This window comes from Sphingopyxis sp., from assembly GCF_035998905.1.
Lineage (GTDB): Bacteria > Pseudomonadota > Alphaproteobacteria > Sphingomonadales > Sphingomonadaceae > Sphingopyxis.
Genome location: NZ_DASYHG010000004.1, coordinates 1 through 26847 on the forward strand (window position 1 = coordinate 1; position 26847 = coordinate 26847).

The 26847-nt window shown below is 65.3% G+C and carries 27 protein-coding genes, 2 tRNA genes and 1 pseudogene; 14 read left to right on the forward strand and 16 right to left on the reverse strand.

The window, feature by feature from the left end:
- Positions 1-75: 75 nt before the first annotated feature.
- The 3 genes from VGN62_RS00390 to VGN62_RS00400 all read right to left on the reverse strand — a co-directional run bounded on the left by VGN62_RS00390 (position 76) and on the right by VGN62_RS00400 (position 2270).
- On the reverse strand, positions 76-288 hold the full coding sequence (locus VGN62_RS00390; protein WP_327450049.1) for a DUF736 family protein: 213 nt from the start codon (positions 286-288) through the stop codon (positions 76-78).
- Between the two features lie 487 nt (positions 289-775).
- A complete protein-coding gene (locus VGN62_RS00395; RefSeq protein ID WP_327450051.1) occupies positions 776-1987 on the reverse strand; it encodes a tyrosine-type recombinase/integrase in 1212 nt (403 codons plus the stop codon).
- Between the two features lie 197 nt (positions 1988-2184).
- Positions 2185-2270: transfer RNA gene (locus VGN62_RS00400), tRNA-Tyr, on the reverse strand.
- A gap of 79 nt (positions 2271-2349) precedes the next feature.
- On the opposite strand from VGN62_RS00400, the gene rlmB reads away from it, so the two are divergent.
- Positions 2350-3117, forward strand: a complete 768-nt coding sequence (rlmB, locus tag VGN62_RS00405; RefSeq protein ID WP_327450053.1) for a 23S rRNA (guanosine(2251)-2'-O)-methyltransferase RlmB — start codon at positions 2350-2352, stop codon at positions 3115-3117.
- A gap of 80 nt (positions 3118-3197) precedes the next feature.
- On the opposite strand, the gene VGN62_RS00410 is transcribed toward rlmB, so the two are convergent.
- Positions 3198-3515 (reverse strand): 2Fe-2S iron-sulfur cluster-binding protein, encoded by a 318-nt coding sequence (locus VGN62_RS00410; RefSeq protein WP_327450055.1) that lies wholly within the window; start codon positions 3513-3515, stop codon positions 3198-3200.
- Between the two features lie 101 nt (positions 3516-3616).
- On the opposite strand from VGN62_RS00410, the gene VGN62_RS00415 reads away from it, so the two are divergent.
- Both VGN62_RS00415 and VGN62_RS00420 read left to right on the forward strand, forming a co-directional pair.
- Entirely contained in the window at positions 3617-4234 is a 618-nt protein-coding gene (locus tag VGN62_RS00415) for a DNA-3-methyladenine glycosylase 2 family protein (RefSeq protein ID WP_327450057.1), read from the forward strand.
- Positions 4235-4295: 61 nt separating this feature from the next.
- Positions 4296-4607: pseudogene (locus VGN62_RS00420) on the forward strand (GIY-YIG nuclease family protein).
- 100 nt (positions 4608-4707) lie between these two features.
- On the opposite strand, the gene tig reads toward VGN62_RS00420, so the two are convergent.
- Positions 4708-6279, reverse strand: coding sequence for a trigger factor (gene tig / locus VGN62_RS00425; protein ID WP_327450059.1), 1572 nt, complete (start codon positions 6277-6279; stop codon positions 4708-4710).
- An 87-nt stretch (positions 6280-6366) separates the two neighbouring features.
- A tRNA-Leu gene (locus VGN62_RS00430) sits at positions 6367-6451 on the reverse strand.
- Positions 6452-6617: 166 nt separating this feature from the next.
- Here VGN62_RS00430 and VGN62_RS00435 point away from each other — a divergent pair.
- Together VGN62_RS00435 and VGN62_RS00440 are read left to right on the forward strand one after the other, a co-directional pair.
- A complete protein-coding gene (locus VGN62_RS00435) occupies positions 6618-6815 on the forward strand; it encodes a hypothetical protein (RefSeq protein ID WP_327450061.1) in 198 nt (65 codons plus the stop codon).
- 81 nt (positions 6816-6896) lie between these two features.
- Entirely contained in the window at positions 6897-8576 is a 1680-nt protein-coding gene (locus tag VGN62_RS00440) for an amidohydrolase (protein WP_327450063.1), read from the forward strand.
- 171 nt (positions 8577-8747) lie between these two features.
- Here the strand turns inward: VGN62_RS00440 and VGN62_RS00445 are convergent, their stop codons facing one another.
- Both VGN62_RS00445 and VGN62_RS00450 read right to left on the reverse strand, forming a co-directional pair.
- On the reverse strand, positions 8748-9593 hold the full coding sequence (locus tag VGN62_RS00445) for a hypothetical protein (protein WP_327450065.1): 846 nt from the start codon (positions 9591-9593) through the stop codon (positions 8748-8750).
- Complete coding sequence (locus tag VGN62_RS00450; protein WP_327450067.1) at positions 9590-10177, reverse strand: hypothetical protein; 588 nt, start codon at positions 10175-10177, stop codon at positions 9590-9592. Before VGN62_RS00450 ends, VGN62_RS00445 begins: the two co-directional genes overlap by 4 nt.
- A gap of 163 nt (positions 10178-10340) precedes the next feature.
- On the opposite strand from VGN62_RS00450, the gene VGN62_RS00455 reads away from it, so the two are divergent.
- The gene (locus tag VGN62_RS00455; protein ID WP_327450069.1) at positions 10341-11114 is read left to right on the forward strand and encodes a hypothetical protein; all 774 of its coding nucleotides are present in this window, start codon (positions 10341-10343) and stop codon (positions 11112-11114) included.
- On the opposite strand, the gene VGN62_RS00460 is transcribed toward VGN62_RS00455, so the two are convergent.
- From VGN62_RS00460 to VGN62_RS00490, 7 genes are all read right to left on the reverse strand, one after another.
- Entirely contained in the window at positions 11111-12442 is a 1332-nt protein-coding gene (locus tag VGN62_RS00460) for an amidohydrolase family protein (RefSeq protein WP_327450071.1), read from the reverse strand. The two genes, VGN62_RS00455 and VGN62_RS00460, sit on opposite strands and share 4 nt — an antisense overlap.
- A 13-nt stretch (positions 12443-12455) precedes the next feature.
- Positions 12456-12938 (reverse strand): hypothetical protein, encoded by a 483-nt coding sequence (locus tag VGN62_RS00465; RefSeq protein ID WP_327450073.1) that lies wholly within the window; start codon positions 12936-12938, stop codon positions 12456-12458.
- A 91-nt stretch (positions 12939-13029) separates the two neighbouring features.
- Positions 13030-14496, reverse strand: a complete 1467-nt coding sequence (gene gatB / locus VGN62_RS00470; RefSeq protein WP_327450075.1) for an Asp-tRNA(Asn)/Glu-tRNA(Gln) amidotransferase subunit GatB — start codon at positions 14494-14496, stop codon at positions 13030-13032.
- Between the two features lie 16 nt (positions 14497-14512).
- Positions 14513-15487, reverse strand: coding sequence for a class I SAM-dependent methyltransferase (locus VGN62_RS00475; protein ID WP_327450077.1), 975 nt, complete (start codon positions 15485-15487; stop codon positions 14513-14515).
- A gap of 124 nt (positions 15488-15611) precedes the next feature.
- A complete protein-coding gene (gatA, locus tag VGN62_RS00480) occupies positions 15612-17093 on the reverse strand; it encodes an Asp-tRNA(Asn)/Glu-tRNA(Gln) amidotransferase subunit GatA (protein WP_327450079.1) in 1482 nt (493 codons plus the stop codon).
- The gene (gene gatC, locus VGN62_RS00485; protein ID WP_327450081.1) at positions 17093-17395 is read right to left on the reverse strand and encodes an Asp-tRNA(Asn)/Glu-tRNA(Gln) amidotransferase subunit GatC; all 303 of its coding nucleotides are present in this window, start codon (positions 17393-17395) and stop codon (positions 17093-17095) included. Before gatC ends, gatA begins: the two co-directional genes overlap by 1 nt.
- 72 nt (positions 17396-17467) lie before the next feature.
- Positions 17468-19255: a DUF4153 domain-containing protein gene (locus VGN62_RS00490; protein ID WP_327450083.1), complete on the reverse strand. Its 1788-nt coding sequence runs from the start codon at positions 19253-19255 to the stop codon at positions 17468-17470.
- A 205-nt stretch (positions 19256-19460) separates the two neighbouring features.
- Here VGN62_RS00490 and VGN62_RS00495 point away from each other — a divergent pair, with 205 nt between their 5' ends.
- From VGN62_RS00495 to VGN62_RS00530, 8 genes are all read left to right on the forward strand, one after another.
- The gene (locus VGN62_RS00495; RefSeq protein WP_327450085.1) at positions 19461-20765 is read left to right on the forward strand and encodes a DUF3089 domain-containing protein; all 1305 of its coding nucleotides are present in this window, start codon (positions 19461-19463) and stop codon (positions 20763-20765) included.
- A gap of 79 nt (positions 20766-20844) precedes the next feature.
- The gene (gene ruvX / locus VGN62_RS00500) at positions 20845-21306 is read left to right on the forward strand and encodes a Holliday junction resolvase RuvX (RefSeq protein ID WP_327450086.1); all 462 of its coding nucleotides are present in this window, start codon (positions 20845-20847) and stop codon (positions 21304-21306) included.
- 8 nt (positions 21307-21314) lie between these two features.
- On the forward strand, positions 21315-21608 hold the full coding sequence (locus VGN62_RS00505) for a DUF1294 domain-containing protein (RefSeq protein ID WP_327450088.1): 294 nt from the start codon (positions 21315-21317) through the stop codon (positions 21606-21608).
- Between the two features lie 163 nt (positions 21609-21771).
- The gene (locus tag VGN62_RS00510) at positions 21772-22767 is read left to right on the forward strand and encodes an aspartate carbamoyltransferase catalytic subunit (protein WP_327450089.1); all 996 of its coding nucleotides are present in this window, start codon (positions 21772-21774) and stop codon (positions 22765-22767) included.
- Positions 22758-23981: a dihydroorotase gene (locus VGN62_RS00515; protein WP_327450090.1), complete on the forward strand. Its 1224-nt coding sequence runs from the start codon at positions 22758-22760 to the stop codon at positions 23979-23981. The genes VGN62_RS00510 and VGN62_RS00515 overlap by 10 nt, the downstream gene beginning before the upstream one ends.
- 72 nt (positions 23982-24053) lie before the next feature.
- Positions 24054-24611, forward strand: a complete 558-nt coding sequence (locus VGN62_RS00520; RefSeq protein WP_327450092.1) for a DUF4189 domain-containing protein — start codon at positions 24054-24056, stop codon at positions 24609-24611.
- A gap of 245 nt (positions 24612-24856) precedes the next feature.
- Positions 24857-26023, forward strand: coding sequence for a hypothetical protein (locus VGN62_RS00525; RefSeq protein ID WP_327450096.1), 1167 nt, complete (start codon positions 24857-24859; stop codon positions 26021-26023).
- 56 nt (positions 26024-26079) lie between these two features.
- Complete coding sequence (locus VGN62_RS00530) at positions 26080-26286, forward strand: hypothetical protein (RefSeq protein ID WP_327450098.1); 207 nt, start codon at positions 26080-26082, stop codon at positions 26284-26286.
- A gap of 7 nt (positions 26287-26293) precedes the next feature.
- On the opposite strand, the gene VGN62_RS00535 is transcribed toward VGN62_RS00530, so the two are convergent.
- The gene (locus tag VGN62_RS00535; protein ID WP_327450100.1) at positions 26294-26644 is read right to left on the reverse strand and encodes a DUF2200 domain-containing protein; all 351 of its coding nucleotides are present in this window, start codon (positions 26642-26644) and stop codon (positions 26294-26296) included.
- Positions 26645-26847: the final 203 nt, after the last annotated feature.

The window sequence follows — 26847 nt, forward strand, 5'->3', positions numbered from 1 at the left end:
GCTGCGCGCGCCTCCGGTCGGGCTACGCCCGCCCTCCGCCGCACGCAGCGCAAGGCCATCTTCAACAAACCAACATCATATCCGAAAAGGGGTCCCTCTTCGACGCCGATCGGGGGTCCCTTTTGAACGCCGTTTGACACCTTCGGAATAGACCCGGTAGTCGGGCTGGACATCGCCGCTCTTCCTGGCGTTGGTCCGGATTTCGATCGCCGCGCGGATCGAGAGGGTTTTCAGCTGACCCAAGAAGCCTTCTTCGATGGTGCCGTTCACAAAGCCGATTGCTGCCATTGGTCGTCTCCTTGAATTTGCCGCAGGACCATCCCTGCGGCATGGGCGGACCAAGGACCGGCGCATGAGGTGACCCGCGAACCTGTAAGGCCGCAGCGAAGCGGAGGAGTGCGGCGGCGCGATTATTTGAAGCGAAGCGGCCGCGAGGAGCCGGCGCAGCCGGCGGGGAAATAATCGCGCCGCTGCACTTTCGCGGGGCACCGCGCCGGTCCAGGTCAAATCGCCCGTCGCCGGGATGGTTCGTCGCTATGTCGGAGAGACGGCAGCCTGCTAGAGAACGGCATGATGGGGCATTGGGGTGGCAGAGACCGCGACAGCGCGCCATGTCCAGACCATCCGCCCTGACACAGCATATGGCCTCGCTGCGCTCAAAACCTGTCGACGTGCCTTTAGCCGAGATCACTTTGCGCGACCAACGGGGCAATCGCACGACGTGCCGCGGCAGCCTGCTACCGACAGGGCGCGGTAAATTTAGGCCGCACTCAGTTTAGACCGGCGAACCGGCATTCTCCGATGCGGCAGCGCCGCCGGCACAATATTCGCCCCACGCCTCCATCAGCTTGACGCGCGCGCCGGGCTGGGTCGGCGTGCCAAGATAGGTGGTACGGCGATAGGCCGCCTGCACAGCATCGGGTGTCTTGTGAGCCAGCGCCGCTTCCACCACGGCATCGGGAAAATCCGCATTGGCCGCCCAGTCGGTGAATGTGGAACGGAAGCCGTGCACATGAAACGGCTCGCTCATGTCGCGCAGCACTTTGAGCAGCGTCATGTCGGACATCGGCTTTCCTGCCACTCCCGGAAAAACGACATTGGTATCGGGAAGGCGGAACGCATTTGCTTTTGCGAGCACCGCCAGCGCGGCGTCAGATAGCGGAACGATGTGCGCGTTGCCTCGCTTCATATGGTCGGCCGGAACGGTCCAGAGACGCCCCTCGAAATCAAACTCATCCCAAGACGCGAGCCGAACCTCCTGACTGCGTACGCCTGTCAGGATCAGCAATTCGAGGGCCAGCCTTCCGAATGCCGGCTTTCGCCGCAAAGCCGCGATGAAGTCGGGCATCGCGCTGTAGGGCATGGCCTTGCGATTCTCGCGCGATTTCACTTGGCGGGGCAATCCGCGCCCGGCTTTCAGGCTGCCGTTGCCCGAGGGAGCTTCGGTGGAGCGCCAGCCTTTCGCGTGTGAATAATCCAGGACTACGCAGATCCGGTTGCGCACCTGACGTGCCGTTTCGGGAATCTCCTGCCAGATCGGCAACAGCACGTCGATGATGTTCGACGCGGCGATTCTCCCGGTCGGAAGGTCGCCCAATTTAGGGAATGCATGGCTCTCGAGGGCCGCAAGCCATTGGCGGGCATAGATGGCGCTTTTCCAGCCTGCCGCATTCTCGCTATGATATTGGCGCGCAGCTTCACGGAATGTCACCTTGGCGGCCGCTTCGTCCTTCCGTTCCGCCAACACATCCCGACCCTCGATCTTGACCGCCTTGCGAAGTTCGTTCGCTTTTTCTCGAGCCTCCAAGAGCGATAACAATTTGGCGCTACCCAAACCGATGTCATGACGCTTGCCGTCACGTTGCAGACGTAAAAGCCAATACGCTCCACCACTTTTGTTTACCTTCAAAAACAGCCCGTCGCCGTCTTGGTAGGTGCCAGGGCGTGCCAAAGCTGCCTTAATCGCGAAAGCTGTGAGCCTTTTCATAGAGTTACCCCGTATTTCCTTCCCCACACTTGGGAGACCGATTCTCGACGGTCAAAAAATCTGTCCCCACATTCCTCCCACAGTTTTCAACGCGCTGCAGTGATACGGAATGGGACGCAGAGGACCGAACCAAGCGATGTTACGCTAGGTTTTCTGCCATTTCTAGAGATTTTGGGAGATGCCCTCGGACCGGAGGGTGGTGGACAGGGCTGGATTCGAACCAGCGTACGGAAACCCGGGCAGATTTACAGTCTGCTGCCTTTAACCACTCGGCCACCTGTCCATTGGGGCCCGCTTTGGGAAGCGGTCCAATGGCGAAACGAGGCTTGCCTGTCAATGGCAGTCGTGGGAAAGGCGCGCGCATGAGACAATTTTCCCGTCATCGTCGCCCGTCGGGCGGAAATCAGCGCGGTCAGGCCATCCGTTTCTGGGGCCGTCACGCCGTTCTGGCCGCGCTCGCCAACCCCGAACGCACCGTCAAGCGCATCTGGGGCACGCGCGAAGCGCTGGGGCAGCTCGACCTGCCGCCGGTGATTCCGATCAGCTACGCCGATGTCACCGACCTCGCGCGACTCGTCGCGCGCGATGCGCCGCACCAGGGGCTGGTGATCGAGGTCGACCCGCTCGAAGGCGTCTATCTCGGCGACCTGCTCCAGGGAGAAGCCGACGCCGACAGCCGGCGCCCGCTCGTCATCCTCGACCAGGTCACCGATCCGCACAATATCGGCGCGGTGCTCCGCTCGGCGGCGGCGTTCGACGCCGCGGCGATCATCACGCAGGATCGTCACAGCCCGCCCGAAAGCGGCGTCATCGCGCGCTCGGCGTCGGGCGCGCTCGAAACCGTGCCGTGGGTGCGCGTCGTCAACCTGTCGCGCGCGCTGGAGGAAATCGCCGAGGCGCAATATTGGCGCATCGGGCTGATGGGCGACACCGAAACGACGCTCGCCTCGACGCTCGACGGCGGCAAGGTCGCGCTCGTCCTCGGCTCGGAAGGCGACGGGATGCGTCACAATGTGATGGAGCATTGCGACGTGCTGGCGAAGCTCCCGATCTCGCCGCGGATGGAGAGCCTCAACATCTCGAACGCCGCGGCGATCGCGCTCTACGCGGTGGCGACGGCGCAAGGCTGATCGTCACCCCGGCGAAAGCCGGGATCACTCACGTTCTGTATAAACGATAGCGCCCCCAGCTTTCACTGGGGCGACGCGGATCAATCCTCGGCCGCGATCCGCACGCGAAGGCCGTCGAGCGCCTCGCTGAACGGCAGCTGGCACGACAGGCGCGAATTGTCGTCGCGATCGGTCGTCGAATCGAGCAGGTCGTTCTCGTCCTCGCTCATCGCGGGAAGCTGGTCGGTCGCGCCCGCTTCGACATGGACATGGCACGTCGCGCACGAACAGCAGCCGCCGCACAGCGCGAGCAGTTCATCGAAGCCCGCGTCGCGAATATTTTCCATCACCGTCAGGCTCGTGTCGCCTTCGATCTCGTGTTCGGTCCCGTCGCGCGTCACGACAATCAGCTTGGCCATGCTCGTCCCCATATCTTCGTTGTCGCTGGCGCTATGTCGCGCGTTGCGCGGCAAATCAAGCGTTGCTATCAGCTACCGATGGAACAAAAGGAGAATATGCGATGGGCCTCAGCCAGCAACAGCTGAACGCGGGAATCGACGCGCTCGCGGCGAGCGATTCCAATTTCGCGCGCGCGCTCGGCCATGCGGGCTATCCCGAACCGCGCATCCGCGAGCGCGGCTATACCACGCTGCTCCGCACCATCGTCGGCCAGCAGGTCAGCGTCGCCGCGGCCAATTCGATCTGGAACAAGCTCGAAGCACAGTTCGGCGAAGGCTGCCCGGCCGAGGTCGTTGCGGCGGCCGATTTCGACACGCTCCGCGCGTGCGGCCTGTCGGGACAGAAACAGGGCTATGCCAAAAGCCTCGCGCAGCTGATCCTCGACGGCGAACTCAAATTCGACGCCCTCCCCGCCGACGACGAGGAAGCGATCGCGCTGCTCACGCGGGTCAAGGGTATCGGCCGCTGGTCGGCCGAAATCTATCTGCTCTTTGCCGAGGGGCGCCCCGACATCTGGCCCGCGGGCGACCTCGCGGTACAGGAAGCCGTCGGGCGCATCCTCCAGCTCGGCGCGCGCCCCAGCGAGAAACAGGCCCGCGAACTGGCCGAAGCATGGCGCCCGCATCGCGGCGCGGCGGCGATCTTCAGCTGGCATTGCTATAATATGGATGTGATCTGAAAGTGCGCGATTACCCCCACTTCGTCATTCCCGCGAAAGCGGGAACCCAGTAGCACCCTCGATGCACGAAAACTTCGGCCCGACCGTCTACCTGCTCGCATCGCGCCGCAATGGTACGCTCTACCTCGGCGTTACATCGCATCTAGTTCAGCGCATCCACCAGCACCGCGAAGGACTGATCCCCGGCTTCACGCGCGAATATGGCGTGAAGATGCTCGTCTGATTCGAGCAGCACGCTACGATGGAAGCTGCAATCCAGCGCGAGAAGAGGATCAAGAAATGGAACCGGGCGTGGAAGCTTGAACTGATTGAGAGCGCGAACCCCGACTGGCGCGAGCTTGCCGAAGACTTCGGCTTTGATCCGATAGGCTGAACTGGGTTCCCGCTTTCGCGGGAATGACGAAGTTAAGCAAAACAAAAAGGCCGGATGGAGCATCCTCCACCCGGCCTTTTTGTTGCGTATCAGCCGAAGCTTATTTCTTCGCGGCCGCCTTCTTGGCCGGAGCCTTCTTGGCAGCAGCCGGCTTTTCCTCGGCTTCCGCCTTCGGAGCGGCAGCCTTCTTCGCCGGCGCCTTCTTGGCAGGCGCTTCCTCGGCCTTGGCCTCTTCCTTCACCGCGTCCTTCTTGGCGGCCGGCTTCTTCGCGGCAGCCTTTTTGGCGGGCTTGTGGTCGTGGTCATGATCGTGGCCGCAACCCGGGCCATGGACATGGCCATCGTCGTCGGCTTCGATCGCGGCTTCCAGCTCCTCGCGGGTGGTTTCGCGGTCGCTGATTTCGGCCTTTTCGAACAGGAAGTCGACGACCTTGTCTTCATACAGCGGGGCGCGGAGCTGCGCCGCGGCGAGCGCGTCCTGCTGGACATATTCCATGAAACGGCCGCGATCTTCGGGACGATACTGCTGCGCCGCCTGCATGATCAGGCGCTGCATTTCCTGCGCCGACACCTGCACGCCATGCGCCTGGCCGATTTCCGACAGGAGCAGGCCGAGGCGGACGCGGCGCACCGCGATCGCGCGATAATCGTCGCGGTCGTTCTCGAGCTCGGCCTTCGCAGCTTCGGGATCTTCCTCGTGGCTGACTTCATGCTCGAGCTGCTGCCAGATCTGGTTGAACTCGGCCTCGACCATCGTCGGCGGCACGTCGAAGTCATGGCTCGCGGCGAGCTGGTCGAGCAGCTTGCGCTTCATATAGGTGCGCGTCAGGCCGTTCAGTTCCTGCTCGACCTGATCCTTCATCAGTTCCTTGAGCTTGTCGAGGCTTTCGAGGCCGAGCGACTTCGCGAATTCGTCGTCGATCTTCGACGCGGCGGGGACCTTCACTTCCTTCACCGTCACGGCGAATTCGGCAGGCTGGCCCTTGAGGTCAGCAACCGGATAATCGTCGGGGAAGGTCACCTTCAGGACCTTTTCGTCGCCAACCTTGACGCCGACGAGCTGGTCTTCGAAGCCGGGGATCAACTGGCCCGAACCGATTTCGACCGCCATGTCCTCGCCCGTGCCGCCGTCGAAGGCGACGCCGTCGACGCTGCCGGCGAAGTCGATGATGACCTGGTCGCCGGTGGCGGCCTTCTTGGTCTTCGGCGCTTCTTCGAAGCGCTTCATCTGCGCTGCGAATTCCTCGATCTTGGCCATCACGGCCTTGTCGTCGGCGGGAACGGTCAGGCGCTCGAGCTTCAGGCCGTCGATCGACGGCGCTTCGATGTCGGGCAGCACTTCGAGGCTGACGGTCAGCTCGGCGTCCTTGCCGGCTTCATAGCCTTCGTCGAGCGCAACGGCGGGCTGGAGCGCCGGGCGAAGCTTTTCCTTCGCCATCAGGTCGCGCACGCCGGCGTCGATCGCCTTGTTGAGCGCGTCGGCCGACAGCGCAGCGCCGTGCATCTTGCGGATCAGGTTCGGCGGAACCTTGCCGGGACGGAAGCCGGGCATACGGATGGTCGGGGCGATGCTCTTCACCTCGTCGTCGACGCGCGCGTCGATATCCTTGGCGGTGATCGTGACGCGATATTCGCGCTTCAGGCCTTCGTTCAGCGTTTCGACGGTCTTCATTGCCTTGGTCTTATCCTTGCTCAAAATCTCGTATCGAACCCCGCCAAAACGACGAAGTTCCCCATGATCCCGGCCTGCATTGCAGATTGGTGCGGGCGAAGGGACTCGAACCCCCACATCTTGCGATACTGGTACCTAAAACCAGCGCGTCTACCAATTCCGCCACGCCCGCAGGTGTTTTCGGCCGGGTGCACGAAATCGCGCGCTGCCGCGCACGCCCGTGCGGGCCGCGCGGGGCTATAGCAGACGCGTGGCCAAGGGCAAGGGCGCAAAGCCCCCTATTCCGCCATCGGAACATGCGCTGCGCCCATTCGTTGGTTAACCCAAGGAGAGTGACAATGACCAGCAGCCCCGACCCGCTTCCCAAGCCGAAGCCCGACACGATCGAACCGCAGGCGCCGCCCGAACGGCCGGTGCAGCCGACCCCGATCGAAGACCCCGCCGGCCAGCCGAGCGAAATTCCCGGCCGCCCCGGCGGCGGCGATATCGACCAGCCCGGCCGCGGCCCGGACGAAGTGCCGCCGCAGCAGATTTGACGACCCCCGATGAAGTTTAGCTTGCTAAGCACTTGACCCACCCCCTACCCGGCCGCCACGATGCGCGCCGGGGAGAAAGACATGAAGAGACTGACCGCCGCCATCGCATTGCTGCTGGCGACCACCGCACCCGCCACCGCGCAGGACACCACGCTCTACCGCGGCGGTCCGATCGTCACGATGGACGGCGACACGCCGCAAATGGTCGAAGCTGTGGTCACACGCGGCGATCGTATCGTCTTTGCAGGGCCCGAGAAAGCCGCGCGCCAGGCAGCGGGCAAGGACGCCGCCGTCCGCGACCTTGCCGGCGCGACCCTGCTCCCCGGCTTCATCGACGCGCATTCGCATTTCACCGCCGCGACGATGAGCGCGGGCGGGCTCGACCTGCGCGATAAGGCGCATGCCGGCGTCACCGACATTCCCGCGCTGCAGGCCGCGATTCGCGACTATGCACAGTCCATTCCGGCCGGCCGCTGGATCGTCGTGTGGCAATATGACCATGAACGCCTCGCCGAAAAGCGCCACATCACCCGCGCCGAACTCGATGCGGTCGCCGCCGACCGGCCGATCGTCGCGCTCCACGTCTCGCTCCACGGCGCGGTCGCCAACAGCGCGGCGCTCACCGCCGCCGGCCTCGACGAGAGCACCCCCGTCCCGCCCGGCGGCATGATGCTCCGCGACGAGGCAGGCAAGCTCAACGGCGTCCTCCTCGAAAAGGCGATGTTCCTGCTGATCGCCAAAATGCCGCAGCCGACAGCGGAGCAGAAGCTCGCGGCGCTCGATGCCGCGCAAAACGCTTATTTCGCCGAAGGCTATACGCACGCGCAGGATGGCGCCACGCAGCCCGCCGACATCGCCTTCCTCACCTCGCCCGCCGCGCGCGAGCGGCTGAAAATCGACCTTGCGCTCCTGCCCTTCTCGCCCGGGCTCGACGCGCTGCTCGCGCAGCCCGACCTCAAATTCGGCAGCTACCAGGACCATGTGAAGCTGCAGGGGATCAAATTCGTCCTCGACGGGTCGGTGCAGGCGCGGACCGGCTATTTCACCCGCGACTATGCGCGCGGCAGCCCCGAGGGCGCGCATCCCTGGCACGGCCAGCCCGTCTTGTCCGAAGCGGAATTCTGTGCGCAGGCGCGCAAGGTCCACGACCGCGGCTGGCAGATCTTCGCGCACGCCAATGGCGACGCCGCGATCGACATGGCGATCCGCTGCTTCGACGCGCTCGGCATCAAGGCGGCCGACAACCGCCGCCCGATCGTCATTCACTCGCAATTCCAGCGCCGCGACCAACTGCCCCAATATGCGCGCATCGGGGTCGGCCCCGCCTATTTCTCGAACCACACATGGTATTGGGGCGACGTCCACCGCACCAACTTCCCCGCCGAGGTGGTCGATTTCATCAGCCCCTTCCGCTCGGCGCGCGCCGCGGGGCTCACGCCCTCGAACCACAGCGACTACAGCGTCACCCCGCTCGACACGCGCTTCATGCTCTGGACGTCGATGGCGCGCGTCTCGCCGACCGGCGTCGTCAGCGGTGCGGACGAACGCCTGAACGCTTATGAAGCCTTGCAGGCGCTCACCACCGGCCCCGCGTGGCAGGTTTTCGAGGAAGATCGCAAGGGCCGCATCAAGCCTGGCCTGCTCGCCGATTTCGTGATCCTCGACAAAAACCCGCTGACGACGCCCGTGGACGCGATCAAGGATATCAAGGTGCTCGAAACGGTGAAGGAAGGGCGGCCCGTCTGGAAAGCCGGGCGCTAGGACCGATCGACATTCAGAAGATGACGAGCCGAAAATGGCGGTTTTCCGTGGACCGGAGCGCAGCGTGCAAATGGCACGTGAGCACCCGAAGCGCGGAAGGCCGTCGTTTGCAGGCCGTCAGGGCTGAATGTCAATCGGTCCTAGCCCGGTCCGGCGCGCGCCGCCCCGCTGTCAGGGCTGGCCCGCGGCCGGATCGCTGGCCGGCGCTTCGGGCGCCGCAACAGCAGCAGCCTCCACTTCGGCCACCTGCTTGCCGCGCACATAGGTAAAGACGCCCGCGACCGGCATCACCCGGTCGACCGTGATCCCGAACCAATTGCCCCGCGGCCCCGCGGGTTTGAGCGCCGCAGGCAGCACGCTCCCCGCGGGGAGCCGCGCGTCGGCAAAGCTCGCGCCGCCGAGCTGGAAGGGCGTCGTTCCGTCGGGGTTGTTCGCCGGCAAAAGGTCGAGCGCGACGACCTTGCCCGCCGGCGCGTCGAACGAAACCGTCCCAAGGCAGGCACAAGTGGCGCCGACCGCATAGAAAATATAGGCCCCCGGCGGCGCTTCCTGGAGGTACACCGACCCGTCGACCTTGCTGAAGCGGTTTTGCGGGCCGAGGAACATCGTGTGCTTCTGCTCATAGCTCGGATAACCGAAGTTCTCCAAGGTCGGCTCGGTCGGCTTCCGGCGCTTGCTTGGGTCGTTCCCGCCCACTTTCGCCTCGAGTTCGATCGACGCGACGCGCTTTCGCCACGACAGATGCGCGCGGGCGAACGCCTCCGCCCGGTCGGCTTCATGCGCCGCGGCCGCCTCTTCGCTCGGAAGGCGCATCAACACCGGGGCGATCTGGCCCGGCGAACGCACCAGGATATAGGCTTTGGTTGGGTCGAGGGTCACCGGCTGCGGTTTGTCGGTGATCGCCTTTGTCGCCCATTTCTCCTTTTTCTCTTTCTTTGCGGGCTTTTCGGCGGCCGCTGCGGGCATCGACGGCAACAGCAGCGCCGCAGCGCCGATCATCAGGCAACGCGCGATCATATTCCCAGCTCCCCCGTCGCGGGCTTCGTTCCCGAAGCCACCTTCGCCTGCTGCGCCAGCATCGCCTGGCGCTTGCTTTCCTCTTCGCTCGAAAATCCTTCCTCGAAGTGGAATTCCTGCCACAGATCCTTTTGCAGGCCGTAGCGCGCATAGCCCTTATACCCCATGCAGCGGCGCATATTGGTGCGGCGCAGGCTGCGCTTATTGGCCGATCCGACCACCGCCTCGGCGATCAGGCTGCCCAGCAGGCCACCCGCGGCGCCCGCCATCGTCCCGGCATAGGGATAAGGGACCTGCTGGTACTGCAAGCCGCTTTGCAGCCCCTGCGCCATCTCGTCGCATTCGCGCAGGTCGGACAGCGCTTCCTCGAACCCCGTATCGGCGCGATGGAAATAGAAATATTTGTCGTAATCGGCCCGGTCGGCGTCGGTCTCGGCGAAGTCCAGCTTGGGCATCACCACCGTGGCGGGATCGGGTATGATCTTCGTGACATCGGTGCTTGTTGCGGCCTCTTGTGCGGCAACCGGGCTCGCCAGCATGGCGGCGGCGGCCAGCAACAGGCCGCCCAACTTAACGGACTCCATTAATCCCCCCCTGTTTACGGGGGCCCAATGATTCCCCGCCCCCGTCGCCGTGCATGATACAGCACGGCGGGCGCCGCAAGGGGGATCGCGTACCAACGCGCTTCCGGCCGCCGCGGTTCGCTGTTAATCGGGGCATTCCCCTCCCCGGCCACAGGAGTCCGCCATGCGTTCGACCGCCTCCCTTCTCGCCCTCGCCGTCGCCGCCCTGCCGTTGAGCGCCGCCGCCCAATCGGCACCCGACGTCGCGGATCTCGTCGGCGCTCGCGGCTCCAGCGGCGAAACCCAGCTGCTCGCGCGCGGCTACGAAAGCCGCGGCGGGAATGTCGTGCGCGATACGCGCTTCGTCTTCTGGTGGAACGAACGCACCGGCCGCTGCATCTCGGTCGCGACGATGGACGGGCGCTATTCGGCAATCACCGCGGTCCCCGCCGCAAATTGCGACAGCGGCCGCGACGCCGCCGCCGAATATGCGCCGCCCGCCGATCATCATGCCCCGGCCAGCGAGCCCGGATATCGCGACCCCGGCTCACTCGTTCTCGTCTGCTATGGCGCGGGCACGCGCCCGACCGTCGACGTCAAGCCGACCTATAAATGGAACCCATGGGACCATAAATGGGAATGGGCCAACGAGGTCGGCAACAGCGCGCAGGGCTTCACCAGCGACGTCCAGCTCGAACTTTATGGCGATCAGGGCCGCATCCATCTGGGGCCCAAGCTGGTCGCGCCGATCCACAGCGGCGACGATCACGGCTGGTGGGACCTCGACAATCTGGTGGTCACCCCCGACCGCATCACCGCGAGCTACCGGATCAACGGCCTGAACAAGCCGAAACTGACCGTCGATCGGCGTTCGGGCCGGATCACGATTCAGGGAATGACCAACTTTTCGGGCCAGTGCGACAGCGGCGACTGGGCGGCCGGGCAACGGCGCTTTTAGCGCGCGCGACGCGTCGCCTCGACCTCCGCCAGCATCGCCTCCAGCGCCGCGCGGTCGGACCAGCGCCCGTTCGCCATGACGCCAAGCGGCGCGCGCAAGGTGGCGGGCTTTTCCAGCGGATTATCGGCGACGAGCAACAGGTCGGCGCGGTATCCCGGCGCCACCACGCCGAACTTCGCCGATCCCGGGACCGTCCTCGCGATGAACGCACCCGGCGTGCGCGTCGCCGCCGACAGCGCCTGCCAGGGCGTCAGCCCTGCCGCCAGCATTGCATCGATCTCGTCATGCAACGCGAATCCGGGGACCAGCCCGGGGATCGTCGGCGCATCGCCCCCGGCGATCAGCGGCACGTCGGCATCGGCCATCGCCTTCACGAAACGCGCCTCGAACGCGACCCTTCGCGACAGGTCGACCGCCTTCCTCTGGTAACCCGACCGCGCCCAGTCGATCCGGTCGGCCGGCGACACATAGCGCGCCTCGGGCGCCGCGAGATAGGCTTTCACCGCCTCGGGCTTGCCGAACTGCGCCGCGATGGTCTTGTAGGTAAACAGGTCGGAGACGACAAACGCGCCGTGCGCCTTCACCAGCGCGATCGCTTCGCCGATCCGCGCGTCGTCGGGCGGCGCCTGCTGGTCGTCCGCCGGCGGCGCGGGGAAGAAGCCGGTAAAGAACTCCTCGACATGCGCGACCATCGCCTGCCCGGCCGCGAGCTGCCCGGCGAGCCCGACCGCGGCGACATTGTGCCCGACGACGCCGACGCCCTGCGCCTTCGCTTCTTCGGCGACCGCTGCGAACGCCTCGGCCGACAAATTGGTGTAGACCTTGATAAAGCTATAGCCGTTGGTCTTGGCGAGCCCGACGATCGCGCGCGCCTCGGCGGCCGTCCGGACGACGAAATGGCCATATTGCGGGTCGCCGTCGACGACGAAGGCGGTGAAGATCTGCGGCCCCGGCACCTCGCCCCGATTCACCGCGATCCGCGTCCGCCCGGCAAAGGCGCTGGTCGCCTCGCCCATGTTGAGCATCGTAGTGACGCCATTCGCGAGCAGCAGCGCCAGATCGTCGCGCGTCGTCACATGATTGTGCATGTCGGCAAGGCCCGGCACGAGCCACGCGCCCTTGCCGTCGATCACCCGCGTACCCGCGGGCAGCTTCGCCATCCGGCCGATGCTCGCGATCACGCCGTCGTCAACGATCACCGTCGTGCGCGCGATCACGCGCTCGCGGTCCATCGGCACGACGTTGACGTCGGTGAAGACGACCGTCTCGGCCCGCGCCACTGCCGCGCAGGCGAGCAGCAGCCACAGCGTCAGCAGCGCGCGCAGCACGCTGCGTGCGGCTTCAGCCGGCGCAGAAGGCGGCAAAACGCGCAATCGCCTGCTTGCCGACCGACGTCGCCGCCATGTCGGTGATTGCGCCGTCGGCGGTCATCCGCAGCCAGCCGTTCGCCGCAAAGGCGCGGAAGAAGGGAAAGGTCGCAGGCATTTCCTGCGCGGTAAAGGTCGGCATTTCATCCGCCTCGGTTGTCCCGGCCAGCCGTACGCGCTGGTCGCCGGACGCGAGCTCGATCGCGGTCAGGTCGGGCGCGCCGCCCGAAATTCCCGCAAAGACCCGGTCGCCGCCCTCTTCGCAGGTGAAATTCAGCGGCTGGTCGTCGGTGCCGTCGACCTCATAGGCAAGGATCGCGTCCTTGACCGGTCCCTCGTCGTTGACGCGCATCGCCCAGTCATAGCCGTCGTTCACAGCCGGGGTGCCCGCAGCGCTCGCCGCTGCGCCCGTCGCCAGTGCCAATATGCCGCAAACCGGAACCAGAACCCGCTTCATCATCATCCATCCTTCGCTGTCATTGTGCCATGATTTCAATGGCTATGACAGCGAAGTCCCTGACTTGCCTGTGAACCCGATCACTCGGCGATCACCCCAGCGCCTTCTTGAGCAGCTCGTTGACGACCTGCGGGTTCGCCTTCCCCTGCATCGCCTTCATCGTCTGCCCGACGAAGAAGCCGAACAGCGCTTCCTTGCCGCCCTTATACTGCTCGACCTTGTCGGCGTTGGCGGTCAGGATCTTGGCGATCTCGGCCTCGATCGCGCCGGTATCGCTCGTCTGCTTCAGCCCGTCGCGCTCGACGATCACGCCCGCGGCATCGCCGCTTTCGAGCATCTTTTCGAACACCTGCTTGGCGATCGTCCCCGAAATCGTGCCGTCGGCGACGAGGCCGAGCAGTTCGCCCGCCTGCGCCGGCGTGACCGGGCAATCCGCGAAGCTCTTGCCGAGGCGGTTGAGCGCCCCGAACAGCTCGCTCGACACCCAGTTCGCAGCCGCAGCCGGCTTCGCGCCGGTTTCCAGCAGCGTGTCGAACCACAGCGCGCTCTCGACCTCGGCGGTCAGCACATCGGCGTTATAGGCCGAAATCCCCGCCGCCAGATAGCGCGCACGCTTGGCGTCGGGCAGTTCGGGCAAGCTATCACGGCACTCGGCGAGGAACGCATCGTCGAGTTCGAGCGGCAACAGATCGGGATCGGGGAAGTAGCGGTAATCATGCGCATCTTCCTTCGACCGCATCGAGCGCGTCTCGTTGCGATCGGGATCGTAGAGCCGCGTTTCCTGCACCACCGTGCCGCCACTTTCGATCAGTTCGACCTGGCGCTTCGCCTCGCCTTCGATCACCGCCATCACGAAGCGCACCGAATTGACGTTCTTCGTCTCGGTGCGCGTCCCGAATTCGTCGCCCGGCTTGCGCACGCTGACATTGACGTCGGCGCGCATCGAGCCTTCTTCCATATTGCCGTCGCACGAGCCGACATAGCGCAGGATCGAGCGCAGCTTGCGCACATAGGCCCCCGCCTCGGCGGGCGAGCGCATATCGGGGCGCGAGACGATTTCCATCAGCGCGACGCCCGACCGGTTGAGGTCGACGTAGGACATCGTCGGATGCTGGTCGTGCATCAGCTTGCCGGCGTCCTGCTCGACATGGATGCGCTCGATCCCGATGCGCTTTGCTTCAGGAATCCCCGCCTTTTCGTCTTCCTCGATCATCAGCGAACCTTCGCCGACAAGCGGATGATAAAGCTGCGAAATCTGGTAACCCTGCGGCAGGTCGGCGTAGAAATAATTCTTGCGGTCGAACCGCGACCATTTGTTGATCTCGGCCTCGATCGCCATGCCCGTGCGTACCGCCTGGCGGATGCACTCGCGGTTCGGCACCGGCAGCATGCCCGGCATCGCCGCGTCGACGAGGCTCACCTGCGTGTTCGGCTCGGCCCCGAACGCCGTCGCGGCGCCCGAAAACAATTTGGCGTTGGAGGTGACCTGCGCATGGACCTCGAGGCCGATCACGACCTCCCACTCGCCGGTTTCTCCCTTGATACGATAATCGGACATCTCGTTTTTCACTTGTCTAATGGACCCTCTGTTTGGAGGCGATACGAAACCAGAAGGCTCCGGGTTCGTGCTCCGGATGCTTTGCGGCGTGCGGGAACACCGCAGCGAGCGAAGAAAAATGATTATGCTTGAGCCAGTTGAGCATCAACACGACCTCATAGCGGTCGGTGGCATTCAACAGGGCCTCCAGCAGATATTGTTCGTTCCACAGCCGACGCTCCTTGCGAAGCCATGCGTCGGGATAGTCGCGCGGCGTGAAAATGTCATGCACATGAACATAGACGCTCTCGGGCAGGTCGGGAACCAGCTCAAGAAATTCGTAGAGAACGTCGCCGAAAGGACGGATCACATGCGAGCTGTCGATAAAAAGGATGTCGCCCGCCTCGAGCTCGCCAAAGAATGTGCGCGGAAGGTCCTGGACGCGCTCGCGCACGACCTTGACGTCGACCTCGGAAAGCCACGGCATTTCGTAAGGCTCGACGCACACATGGTCGCAGCGATACGCGCCATCCTCGTCGCGGTTTCGGGCGATCGCCCGCTGGGCCATCAGCGTCGAATATCCCGATCCGATTTCGAAGAGCCGGCGCGGCTTGAGATACCGCACCATCGAATAGAGGCTTTCGGCGTCGGCAAAGGCATAAGCGGGATTGCCGTGCGCAAATTCATTCTTGCCCGGCTTTCCGTCGGAAACGCTCACCAGTTCGTCGCGATAGGAAAATTTGCCGAGCATGGCCAGCTGGCCGGCCTCGTTAAAGTCGATACCCGGCAGATGGCGTTCCTGCGACACGTCGTCGGGAAGATCATCTTCAGCATAGGTTGGATGATAATAATGGGTCGAGCGCACCGCATAGCCGAAACGATCGGCTATCCGGCGCGTCGAGGTAAGCTGATGCTGGTACCGCCCCATGAACCGCAGCAACGGTGCCGTCAGCAAGGCCAGCCGCATGACGGCGTAGTCTGCTACCTTTATCAGGTTCTCCCGCGTCGTCATTTGTTTCTCCATCCCGTTTAGTAACACTGAAGCACTAGTAACGCTGAAGCACTTACGACGTTCCTGTAAAATCCGGGCAGAAACCGATATCGGCCCTCCAAAGCATGGTATCAACTTTGCGGCGCTACCACCATTTGTCTGCGCGCGCGGTAAATCCCGCCCGCTCTTCAATAGCCAGCCCGGCATTGAGCACGCCCTGCTCGTCGAACGCCTTGCCGATGATCTGCAGCCCCAGCGGCAGTCCTTCGCGGTTCAGCGCTGCGGGGACCGACATCGCGGGCAGTCCCGCGAGGCTCGCAGGTACCGCGAACACGTCGTTCAGATACATCGACAGCGGATCGGCGGTCTTTTCGCCCAGCCCGAACGCCGCCGACGGCGCGGTCGGCGCAAGGATCACGTCGCAGCTTGCAAAGGCCGCCTCGAAATCGCGCGCGATCAGCGTCCGCACCTTCTGCGCCTGCGTGTAATAGGCGTCGTAGAAGCCCGCCGAGAGCACATAGGTGCCGATCATGATGCGGCGCTTGACCTCGGGTCCGAAACCGTCGGCGCGCGTCGCGGCGTACATGTCCTGCAAACCGGCGCCCTGGGGCAGGTCGCGCAGCCCGTAACGCACGCCGTCATAGCGCGCGAGGTTCGACGACGCTTCGGCGGGCGCGATGATATAGTAAGTCGGCAGCGCGAACTTCGTGTGCGGCAGGCTGATCTCGACGACCTCGGCCCCCGCATCCTTCAGCATCGCGATGCCGGCATCCCACATCGCGTCGATTTCGGGATCGATGCCTTCGAGGCGATATTCCTTGGGAATCCCGACCTTCTTGCCCTTGAGGTCACTCGACAAAGCCGCTTCCCAATTGGGAACCGCCATGTCCAGGCTGGTCGAATCCTTGGGATCGAAGCCCGCCATATTTTCGAGCATGATCGCGCAGTCACGCACGTCGCGCGCCATCGGCCCCGCCTGGTCGAGCGAACTCGCAAACGCGACGATGCCCCAACGCGAGCAGCGGCCATAGGTCGGCTTGATCCCCGAAATGCCCACGAACGCCGCGGGCTGGCGGATCGAGCCGCCGGTGTCGGTGCCCGTCGCGGCGGGGCACAGCCGCGCGGCGATCGCCGACGACGAACCGCCCGACGACCCGCCCGGCGCGAGCGCTGCGTTGCCGCCGTCGTTCCGCTTCCACGGGCTGATCACGTTGCCAAAGTAGGAGGTCTCGTTAGACGAGCCCATCGCGAACTGGTCGAGGTTCAGCTTGCCGAGCATCCCGCAACCCGCGTCCCACAATTTCTGCGACACGGTCGATTCATAGCGCGGTACGAAACCTTCGAGCATATGGCTCGCGGCGGTCGTCTGGACGCCATTCGTCGCGAACAGGTCCTTCATCCCGATCGGCACGCCCGAAAGCGGCTTCAGCGTCCCCGCCGCGCGGTCGGCGTCGGCCGCCTTCGCCGCGGCGATCGCATGTTCGGGGGTCTCGACGATGAACGCGTTGAGCGCCTTCGCGCCCGCGACATTGGCGTTGAACGCCTCGGCGACCTCGACGGCGGAAAAATCGCCCGCGCGGTGTCCGTCGCGGATTCCGGCGACGGTCAGGTTCGTAAGCTCGGTCATTATTCGATCACCTTGGGAACGCCGAAAAAGCCGTGCTGCGGCGCAGGCGCGTTCGCGAGAATATCGTCGCGGCGGTTGCCGCCGGTCAGCGGGTCGGCGTCGACGACATCGTCGCGCAGCCGCAGATGGTTCGGGATCACCGCGGTCATCGGCTCGACCCCGGTCACATCGACCTCGCCGAGTTGCTCGACCCAACCGAGGATCCCGTTGAGTTCGCCTTCCATCGCGGCTGCTTCGGCATCGCTGATCGCAATGCGCGCCAGCGACGCGATTTTCCTTACTGTTGCCTGATCGATTGACATGATCGCCCTAACTTTAACGAAGTCGCGCCGCTAGCATCCTGTCAGGCGCGCTTCAAGGCAGGCAAGCGATTCTCACTCGAAACCCTCCCCTACCGGCTTGCCGTCGACGAAAACTTGTCGACGCTGAACGGTCCGCACCTCGATCACCGCCTTTTCAACGGGATCGGTTCTCGGTGCATCGGTTACTGGGTTGCCTCCATAGCCCCGATAATTCTCCCGCCACTCAGTCGACCGAGGATCGCGTGCGAAGGGAAACACGATGTTGCCGCTCGTGATCAGCACCAACCGGTCATCACTCAGCATATAGGCGGCGCAGGGCGCGGCGCTGCATTTTTCCGTGACATCAATGGCGTTCAGGGCTTCCGCGGGCAGTTGTCGCCCCTCAGGCAGCACCCTGATCTTTTCGGCGATCGGTTTGGCGACAAAGGCCAAGTCTGCCGGGGCGATGAAGTCGGCACGGTTGCTCAAGTCCCAGCGATTCTTTGCATTCAGCGCCCATTTGGCAAAATCGGAACGATCCTTGTCGATCGACTTCACCAAATCCTGAAGCGCCGTTCGGCCCGATGGCCCAAAATCGAACGCCATCGCCGCCCAGTCGAACTTCGCCGCCGTAATCGCCCCCGACTTCAACCGCGCCACCTGGTCGCGCGTCGAGATCGCCCCGAAATCGATGATCGGCAGCGCGAGGAACAGCGCGAGCAGCGCCAGCCCGATCGCGAGCTTCTGCTGCAAGGGCCGAAGCAGGTCGTCGAAGTCGCGCCGCCCCTTCACGACCGCCCAAAGCCCCGCGAGCCCATAGGCGAGCGCGATCGTCGCCGCGATCACGCCCCAGATGCGCTCGGGGGTCCAGCCGTACTGGATCACGCGCAGATGCATCGAATAAAAGGCAATGATCGCGAGCGGCAGCACCGCGACCGCCAGCACCGGCGCCGCCCAGCGCAGCACCGGGTTGGTCGCGCGGTCGTCGCTGCCGTTGCCGATCACCGCATTGGCGAGCAACACCGCGAACGCCGCCGCGCCCATCATCACCGCCGCGGTCGAAAAGCCCGAATCCCAAAGCTTTTGCAGCCCCGTCCCGATCAGCGAGAGCAGGAAAAGCACCAACGCGACCGCGAGCACCGGCGCGAGCACCGCAAGCACGATCATCACAAGCCGCTGCAAGGTCGCGACCAGCCGGTCGCGCTCGCGCAGCAAGCCAACCGCTCCGCCGAACGCCGCGCCCGCGAGCATCCATCCGAACCATTCGTCGTTAAGCAGGTCGAAGATCAGGTTGATCCCGATCAGCTTGAACATCTGCCCGATCAGCACGGTGAGCAGGAAGGTGATGCCGACGAACGCGAGGCTCGCCGCGCCGATCACCGCATCGGTCCACGCATGGCTGTGCAATCGCGCGTACGGCATCTGCCACAGCTTCCAGAACCGCCAGTCGGGCGCGACGTCGCGCCGCGTCTGGAACAAGGGTGTCGCGACGAGCACCGCGAGAATACCCGACCAGAAGGGCCATTCGATCGGCGATCCGCCGAAATTATACCCCGCCGAATGCCAGGTGATCAGTCCCATCACCGCGCCCCAGAGCAGCGCGAACCCGAGCGCCCAGTGCCAGCGGCGCAGCTCGACCCCCAGCACGAAGACGGTGGTCCCGATGGCGACGAACGCCGCGAGCGCGTCGAGCAACGGCGCGGGCTCGGCGACATATTGGCGGTCGACGAACATATGGATCGCGAGGCCCGCGAGGGCGCAGATCGCGGCCATGATCCACGGGCGCAGCGGCCAGGGCAGATCATTGTCGTCGAGGCGCGCGGAAGCGCTCGACGATCTGGCGGGCGAATCGGCGGCGGCGGATGCGGTGCTGTCGGTCATGCGCCCCAGCCTATCCCGTAACTTCGTCCTGCTGAACCTGTTTCGACGCCTGCCCCGGACACGATCCGGGGATCCATCGTCGCAGGCCGCGAGTTCGGGCCATGGATGCTGAAACAAGTTCAGGGATGACGAGTTATTTGTAGGCAGGCACGCAAGCCGCTAGAGAAACCCGAAATCCATCTCTCCCGACCGTATGGAATCCTCATTGGCCCGCAAATTCCTCTATTTCATTGCCGCGATCATCATCCTCATCCTTGCCGCCGGGGTCGTGTACCAGCTCTTCCCCGGCTGGATCGCGCGCACCGCCTTCGTTCCCAGCACCGAATTCAAGCCGCAGGCGGCGGTCGCGCCGAACGCCTATGACGATCCAAAAATGTGGTTCGCGCGGCCGGGAATGGAGAAGGACCCCTCGGCGTGGCGCCCCGCCGCCGACGGCAGCGAAACCCCCGGCACCGAACTTCCCGGCGAAAAGGCAGCCGCGCCGCTGATCCCGCCCGCCAAGGCGGCCGAGGCGGCAACCGCAGCCCCCTTCGAACGGGGCGACGCCGCGGTCTTCTTCGTCCATCCGACGAGCTATTACAGCCGCTCAAGCTGGAACGCCCCGCTCGAGGACCGCGATTCCGATCACCGCGCCAACCTCTTCGTGCAGGGCATGGCGAGCGCCTTTGCCGATGCGGGCGAAATCTGGGCGCCGCGCTATCGTCAGGCGACGCTCGGCGCTTTCCTCGCCGAGGACCGCGTCACCGCGGGCAAAGCGATCGATTCGGCGTACCGCGACGTCGAGGAAGCGTTCGACGCCTTCCTCGCCGCGCAGCCGAAGGACAAGCCGATCATCCTCGCGGGCCATAGCCAGGGCGCGCTCCACCTCACTACCTTGCTCCGCACGAAGATCGCGGGCACCCCGCTCGCCAAGCGCATCGTCGCGGCCTATGTCATCGGCTGGCCGATCAGCCTCGACACCGACATCGCCGGGCTCGGCCTGCCCGCGTGCCAGACCCCCGAGCAAAAGGGCTGTATTCTCGGCTGGGCGAGCTTTGCCGACCCCGCCGACCCGATCATGGTCACCGACGCCTATGACGGCACGATCGGTTTCGACGGCCGCCCGCGCGCGGGCACGCGGATGCTCTGCACCAACCCGCTCACCGGCATCCCCGACACCGAGGCTCCGCCCGCGGCCAATATCGGCACGCTCAAACCCACCGAAGGCTTCAAGTCGGGGTCGCTGATCGCGGGCAAGATCGGCGCCAAATGCGACGCCACGCGCGGTTTCCTGATGATCGGCGATGCCGACATCGCGAAAAATTACGTCGTCGCGGGCTATGTGCTCCCGGGCAATAATTATCACGTCTACGACATCACCCTCTTCTGGGCGAACGTCCGCGCCGACGCGCTCCGCCGCCTCGCGACCTACGAAGGCAAGCCCTCGCCCGTACCACCGGCGGCGACGCCGGTGGCGCAGCCGGCGCCTTCGGTGGCACCGACGTCCCCAGCCTCGTCACCCCGGACCTGATCCGGGGTCCAGGGTCCAAATCGGGCCATCGATGCCGAAACGGGTTCAGCATGGCGAATTTAGGCGATAAGGGCGGCGCATGATCACCACCGCCGCCCCCGAATTCGCCGCAAATTTCCCGAACGGCGGCCGCCTCGCGGGCCTCGACGTCGGAACGAAAACCATCGGCGTCGCCTTCTGCGACACGAACTGGAGCTTCGCGACTCCCGACAAGACGATCATCCGCAAGAAATTCTCGATCGATCTCGAAGCGCTGAAATCCCTCGTCGCGCAGCACGATATCGTCGGCCTCGTCGTCGGCCTGCCGCTCAACATGGACGGCAGCGACAGCCCGCGCACGCAAAGCACGCGCGCCTTTGCGCGCAACCTCGCCCCGCTCGGCCTCCCCCTCCTCCTCTGGGACGAACGCTGGTCGACCGCCGCGGTCGAGCGCGCGATGATCGCCGCCGACGTCAGCCGCGCCAAACGCGCGGAGCGCGTCGACAGCGCCGCTGCCGCCTTCATCCTGCAAGGCGCAATCGACGCCCTGATCCGCCAATAGAGACCCGCATGACCCCCTGGCTCTTCCTCTGGCTGCTTGCCGCCAATATCGTCGCCTTCACCCTGATGGTCGTGGACAAGCGGCGCGCCGAATCGCGCGCGCGGCGCATCCCCGAACACACGCTCCTGCGCTGGGCCTTTTTCGGCGGCGGCTTCGGCACCTTCGCCGCATCGCGCATCATCCGCCACAAGACGCGCAAGCAACCCTTCGCAACGTGGATGATGGCCTGGCTCTGGCTGCAGATCGTCCTGCTCGCGCTCTGGGCGACCGGATTACTGGATCGGATTTCAGCCGAAATCTAGCCGTGCCCCTGCGAAGGCAGGGGCCCATCTCCGGTCAGTGCCAGTTTGAGCCGGCAGGAGGCGGATCCCCGCTTTCGCAGGGATACAAGAACGAGATCGAGGCGCGAAAATCGCAAGCAACGACTTGCGATTTTCGCAACTCCTGCGTAGAGGCTCGGCTTTAATGACAAGCGCAAAAACCCGACCCGCCAGCGACTATCCGCCCGGCGGCGATGCCTTTCGCCATCGCCACCTCATCGGCATCGCCCAGCTCACTCCGTGGGAGATTTCCTACGTCCTCGACGCCGCCGAAGAGTGGGTCGACCTGAACCGCTCGGGCGCCGCGAAGCATGACGACCGGCTCGCGGGCCTGACGATCATCAACGCCTTTTTCGAAAATTCGACGCGTACCCTGTTGTCGTTCGAAATTGCGGGCAAGCGCCTCGGCGCCGACGTCGTCAACATGCACGCCGCGCAGTCGAGCGTGAAGAAGGGCGAGACGCTGATCGACACCGCGATGACATTGAACGCGATGCGCGCCGATGCGATGGTGATCCGTCATGGCAGTTCGGGCGCGGTCCAGCTCATCGCCGACAAGGTCGACTGCCCCGTGCTCAACGCCGGCGACGGCCGCCACGAGCATCCGACGCAGGCTTTGCTCGACGCGCTCACCATCCGCCGTCGCAAGGGCAAAGTCGAGGGCCTCACCATCGCGATCTGCGGCGACGTCCTCCACAGCCGCGTCGCGCGTTCGAACATTCTCGCGCTGACGCTGCTCGGCAACGAAGTGCGTATCGTCGCGCCGCCGACGCTGACCCCGCCCGCGATGGAGCGGATGCACGTCACCACCTTCACCGACATGGACGAAGGCATCCGCGACGCCGACGTCGTGATGATGCTCCGCCTCCAGAACGAGCGCATGGACGGCGCTTACCTCCCGTCGGCGCGCGAATATCACGCGCTCTACGGCCTCACGCCCAAACGCCTCGAAAAGGCGAAGCCCGACGCGATCGTCATGCACCCCGGCCCGATGAACCGCGGGGTCGAGATCGACAGCAATGTCGCCGACGATCCCATCCGCTCGACGATCACCGAACAGGTCGAAATGGGCGTGGCGGTCCGCATGGCGTGCCTCGATATATTGACGCGCCGCAAGCGGGGAGTCGCCGGATGGAACTGAAACCGCTCCACATTACGAACGCGCAGCTGATCGATGGCGACACACCCCGCCCCGGCACCCTCCTCGTCGTGGACGGCCGCATCGCCGCGCTCGATCCGGCCGAAGTCCCGGGCGACGCCGAAACCGTCGATGCGAAGGGCCAGTGGCTCGCGCCCGGGATCATCGACCTCGGCGTCTTCGCGACCGACAAGCCCGCCTTCCACTTCGGCGGCATCACGCGCGCCGCACTGATGCCCGACAACGGCCCGCTCGACGGCGCCGGGCTCGTCGAGCGCGCCGCGAAAGGCGGCAAGCCCGACCTCTGGGTCCACCCGCTCGCCGCCGCGACAAAAGGCCTCGAAGGCCGGGAGCTCGCCGAGATCGGCCTGATGAAACAGGCGGGCGCGCGCGCCATCGCCACCGGCCGCGCGCGCATCGCCGACAGCGGCGTCATGCGCCGCGTGCTTTCCTACGCATCGTCGCTCGGCCTCGTCACGATCATCCATGCCGAGGACGAAGGCCTCACCGCCGGCGCGGTCGCGACCGACGGCGAGATGGCGACGCGGCTCGGCCTCGCCTCCGCGCCTGCCGTCGCCGAGGCGATGGCGATCGCGCGCGACCTCGCGCTCGTCGAGGAAACCGGCGCGCCCGTCCATTTCCGGCAGGTCACGACCGCGCGCGGGCTCGACCTGATCCGCGCGGCGAAGGCCAAGGGGCTGCCCGTGCTCTGCGGCATCACCCCTGCGCATCTTTTGCTCTCCGACACTGCGATCGGCGATTTCCGGACCTTCGCGCGCCTCTCGCCGCCGCTGCGCAGCGAAGACGACCGCCACGCGTGCCTCGCCGCGATCGCCGACGGCACGATCGATGTCCTCGCGTCGGGCCACGATCCGCGCGGTCCCGAGGACAAGCGCCTGCCCTTCGCCGAGGCTTTGCCCGGCATGGCGGGCGCGGAAACCCTGCTCGCGCTCGGCCTGAACCTCGTCCGCGACGGCCATATTTCGCCCGGCCGGCTGTTCGAGCTGCTCGCAGGCACCCCCGCCTGCCTGCTCGGCGTCGACGCTGGCAGCCTCGCCGTGGGCAAGGAAGCCGATCTCATCCTCGTGAACGACGCGACGCCTTGGCAGGTCGATGCAAAGAAGATGGCGGCCTGGGCGGGCAACACCCCGTTCGACGGCATGCCGGTGCAAGGCCGCGCGACGATGATGTGGAAGGGCGGCCAGCGCATCCGCTGATACGGGCTTTATCTCGCTGATTTAATTCGATAGCTCTTGAACGGGGGATCGATAATCAGCGAGGTTGACCCGATGCGCCGTCTTGCCCTTCCAGCTCTCCTCACCGCCGCCCTGCTCGCCCCTGCCGCCGCCGCGCAGATGCAGCCGGTCCAGGGCATCCCCTGCGCGCAGGGCCTCCCCTGCAACGCCCCGCCGCCGCAGGTCCTGCAGCAAATGTATGGCGGCGGCGACGTCGCCCCGCCGGGGCAGGTCATCCCGTTCCAGCAAGAGAAACAGGATTATGTCGGCGGCTATATGGTCAACAGCTTCGCCGCGATCGCCTTCTGGCGCTCGGCGTCGGGCCAGCCCGGCTATAGCTATGGCGCGCTGCGCGGCGACAACCGCGAACAGGCCGAAGGCTATGCGATGACCGCGTGCCGCGAGGCGGGCGGGCGGGGCTGCGTCGTCGGCCTGTGGGGCGCGAACGGCCATTTCGCGATCGCGCGCGACAAGGAAGGCCAATATTATGCGGGCTTCGCCGGCACCCCCGGCGGCGCGAAACGCTCGGTGATGGACAGCTGCAAGAGCGCGGGCGCCAAATGCAAGGTCGTCGAGACGCTCGAGAGCATGCCCTATTTCTTCCGCTTCTGACCGCGGCCTGCGCACGCCCGGCGCATAAAAATGAAGTCCGCCGGCAAGCCGACGGACTTCAAGAGAGCAAGATGGCCTTGGTTCCACCTTCCTCGGGTCGCACGCCGTCAATGGCTGATTCGGCGGATTGTTTCGCTACCCACGTGGGTAGGAGACAGAATATTTTCATTTTGTCGCATTGCACTTGCCATCGCGCCTCCACTCCTCTCCAATGGCAGAGCTGCGGGTCTTCTGGGGGGAAGTGCATGCAGAGTGAGCCGGTTCCGACCTTTCCGATCGATCATAACGCGCCGGCCGAGTGGGAAGTGCTCAACGCGCTGATCGGTGAAATCTACGATTCGGTGCTCCATCCCGAAAGCTGGAACGAAACCCTTGCCCGCATCACCGGCACCCTGTGCCCGCTGAGCTGGGAAGCCGCCTTCATCCTCTGGGAAAGCAGCAATCCGCCGAGCGCGCGCTTCGTCGCCGCGACCGGCCTCGCCGCGGGCATCCAGGAAATCTACACCGCGGTCTATGCCGGCAGCCACCCCTGGTCGCGCAAGTTCCAGCGCTATGGCAACGGCAGCGTCGTCGACAGCTATGACATCATGACGCGCGAGGAATTTTACGAGAGCGAATTCTTCCGCAATTTCCTCAAACCCTACGGCATCGACCGGCTCGTCGGCGTCCTTCTCGACCGCCGCGACGGCGACCGGCTCGGGCTGATGCTCCCCGGCCCCGGCGACCGCGACGTCGAGCGGCTGAAGCGCGGGCTGCGCGTCCTCGCGCCGCATATGCAGCGCGCGATGCGGATCAGCGACCGCATCGCCTCGCTCGACCTCGCCGCGGGCGCTGCGCGCGCCGCCGCCGACGCCGCGCCCTTCGCGATCTTCAGCCTCGACGACCAGCTCAACATCCTCGCCGCGAACAACCGCGCGCCGCGTTACGAACAGGCGGGCTTCGTCCGCACCGTGCAGGACCGGTTCGCCTTCACCCATCCCGCCAGCCAGAAACGGCTGCTCGACCTCGTCAAAAGCCCCGATCCGGCGGGGCTCGCCTTCCACACCGTCGATGCCGCGGGCACCGAATGCCCCGTGCTCGTCGCGCGCGTCACGCGCCAGTCGGCGCAGCAGCTCGGCGGCGTCCGCCTCGGCGCCTCGCTGATCGTCACGCTCGGCAGTTCGCCGGGCGAAACCCCGGTGGTCGAAATCGACCGCGTCGCGCAATGGTTCGGGCTGACCCCCGCCGAAGCGCGCCTCGCGGTCGCGCTCGCGCGCGGCGACACGTTGCGCGATTACGCCGCGCTCCGCGCCGTCAGCCTCAACGCCGTCCGCTTCCTCCTCAAGGGCATTTTTCGCAAGACCGGCGCGACCAGCCAGGCGCAGCTCGTCGCGCTCCTCGCGCGCCTGCCCGCACCGGCGAACGGAAACTGACGCTCGCGCGGTTTCGCGCTGGACAGAATCGAACCCCCATCGCTACCCGCGCCCGCATGGGTATCAACGCAACGATCATGAACACCGCCACCGGCCAGCCGATCCAGAAGATGAGCTTCGGACGGATGCCGAAACCATGGGCCAGCTTCAACCTCGCGACGGGCGAACTCGTCACCGCCGAGCGGATCGATGTCGAAAAGCCCGCGCCCGGCAAATTCGCCGCGACGGTCCATGTCTGGGTCACGGTCAAGCCGAAGCCCTGACGCTGCGCTAGCCGCGCAGGATCTTCTCCATCGCCTTGCCCCTGGCAAGTTCGTCGATCAATTTGTCGAGATAGCGGACCTCGCGCATCAGCGGGTCTTCGATAGTCTCGACGCGGACGCCGCACACCACGCCCGTGATCAGCTCGCGCGCCGGGTTGAGCGCGGGCGCGTGCGCAAAGAAATCCTCGAAATTCGTGCCCTTCGCCAGCTCGCCCTCGAACGCCTTCTGGTCATATCCGGTCAGCCAGCGGAAAATCCCGTCGACCTCGGCCTTGGTGCGCCCCTTCTTCTCCGCCTTGGCGATATAGTGCGGATACACGCTCGCGACGCTCATCGAATAGATGCGGTGTTTGGTCATAGGGCCTCCACGCCAGCGCCTTAGAGCACCGCAGCCCGATCGTCACCCTTGCGCACGTTTTGGGGTGGGGAGCGGACGTTGCAGTGATGAACTGATTTCCCCTCTCGCTTGCGGGAGGGGCAGCGAGGCTTGCGAACTTGTTCGTTAGCCGCAGCGGGGTGGGCCTGATCGTAACGTGGCTGCCCACCCCCGACCCCTCCCGC

Bases quoted from the DNA above. Each gene is read 5' to 3' on its own strand.
- gatB (WP_327450075.1), bottom strand. From the start codon at position 14,496: ATGTCCGATTATCGTATCAAGGGAGAAACCGGCGAGTGGGAGGTCGTG.
- VGN62_RS00515 (WP_327450090.1), top strand. From the start codon at position 22,758: ATGGAACTGAAACCGCTCCACATTACGAACGCGCAGCTGATCGATGGC.
- VGN62_RS00455 (WP_327450069.1), top strand. From the start codon at position 10,341: ATGCGTTCGACCGCCTCCCTTCTCGCCCTCGCCGTCGCCGCCCTGCCG.
- VGN62_RS00395 (WP_327450051.1), bottom strand. From the start codon at position 1,987: ATGAAAAGGCTCACAGCTTTCGCGATTAAGGCAGCTTTGGCACGCCCT.
- VGN62_RS00435 (WP_327450061.1), top strand. From the start codon at position 6,618: ATGACCAGCAGCCCCGACCCGCTTCCCAAGCCGAAGCCCGACACGATC.
- VGN62_RS00450 (WP_327450067.1), bottom strand. From the start codon at position 10,177: ATGGAGTCCGTTAAGTTGGGCGGCCTGTTGCTGGCCGCCGCCGCCATG.
- tig (WP_327450059.1), bottom strand. From the start codon at position 6,279: ATGAAGACCGTCGAAACGCTGAACGAAGGCCTGAAGCGCGAATATCGC.
- ruvX (WP_327450086.1), top strand. From the start codon at position 20,845: ATGATCACCACCGCCGCCCCCGAATTCGCCGCAAATTTCCCGAACGGC.
- VGN62_RS00465 (WP_327450073.1), bottom strand. From the start codon at position 12,938: ATGAAGCGGGTTCTGGTTCCGGTTTGCGGCATATTGGCACTGGCGACG.
- gatA (WP_327450079.1), bottom strand. From the start codon at position 17,093: ATGACCGAGCTTACGAACCTGACCGTCGCCGGAATCCGCGACGGACAC.
- VGN62_RS00510 (WP_327450089.1), top strand. From the start codon at position 21,772: ATGACAAGCGCAAAAACCCGACCCGCCAGCGACTATCCGCCCGGCGGC.
- rlmB (WP_327450053.1), top strand. From the start codon at position 2,350: ATGAGACAATTTTCCCGTCATCGTCGCCCGTCGGGCGGAAATCAGCGC.
- VGN62_RS00390 (WP_327450049.1), bottom strand. From the start codon at position 288: ATGGCAGCAATCGGCTTTGTGAACGGCACCATCGAAGAAGGCTTCTTG.
- VGN62_RS00535 (WP_327450100.1), bottom strand. From the start codon at position 26,644: ATGACCAAACACCGCATCTATTCGATGAGCGTCGCGAGCGTGTATCCG.
- VGN62_RS00415 (WP_327450057.1), top strand. From the start codon at position 3,617: ATGGGCCTCAGCCAGCAACAGCTGAACGCGGGAATCGACGCGCTCGCG.
- gatC (WP_327450081.1), bottom strand. From the start codon at position 17,395: ATGTCAATCGATCAGGCAACAGTAAGGAAAATCGCGTCGCTGGCGCGC.
- VGN62_RS00530 (WP_327450098.1), top strand. From the start codon at position 26,080: ATGGGTATCAACGCAACGATCATGAACACCGCCACCGGCCAGCCGATC.
- VGN62_RS00520 (WP_327450092.1), top strand. From the start codon at position 24,054: ATGCGCCGTCTTGCCCTTCCAGCTCTCCTCACCGCCGCCCTGCTCGCC.
- VGN62_RS00440 (WP_327450063.1), top strand. From the start codon at position 6,897: ATGAAGAGACTGACCGCCGCCATCGCATTGCTGCTGGCGACCACCGCA.
- VGN62_RS00410 (WP_327450055.1), bottom strand. From the start codon at position 3,515: ATGGCCAAGCTGATTGTCGTGACGCGCGACGGGACCGAACACGAGATC.
- VGN62_RS00475 (WP_327450077.1), bottom strand. From the start codon at position 15,487: ATGACGACGCGGGAGAACCTGATAAAGGTAGCAGACTACGCCGTCATG.
- VGN62_RS00525 (WP_327450096.1), top strand. From the start codon at position 24,857: ATGCAGAGTGAGCCGGTTCCGACCTTTCCGATCGATCATAACGCGCCG.
- VGN62_RS00445 (WP_327450065.1), bottom strand. From the start codon at position 9,593: ATGATCGCGCGTTGCCTGATGATCGGCGCTGCGGCGCTGCTGTTGCCG.
- VGN62_RS00490 (WP_327450083.1), bottom strand. From the start codon at position 19,255: ATGACCGACAGCACCGCATCCGCCGCCGCCGATTCGCCCGCCAGATCG.
- VGN62_RS00505 (WP_327450088.1), top strand. From the start codon at position 21,315: ATGACCCCCTGGCTCTTCCTCTGGCTGCTTGCCGCCAATATCGTCGCC.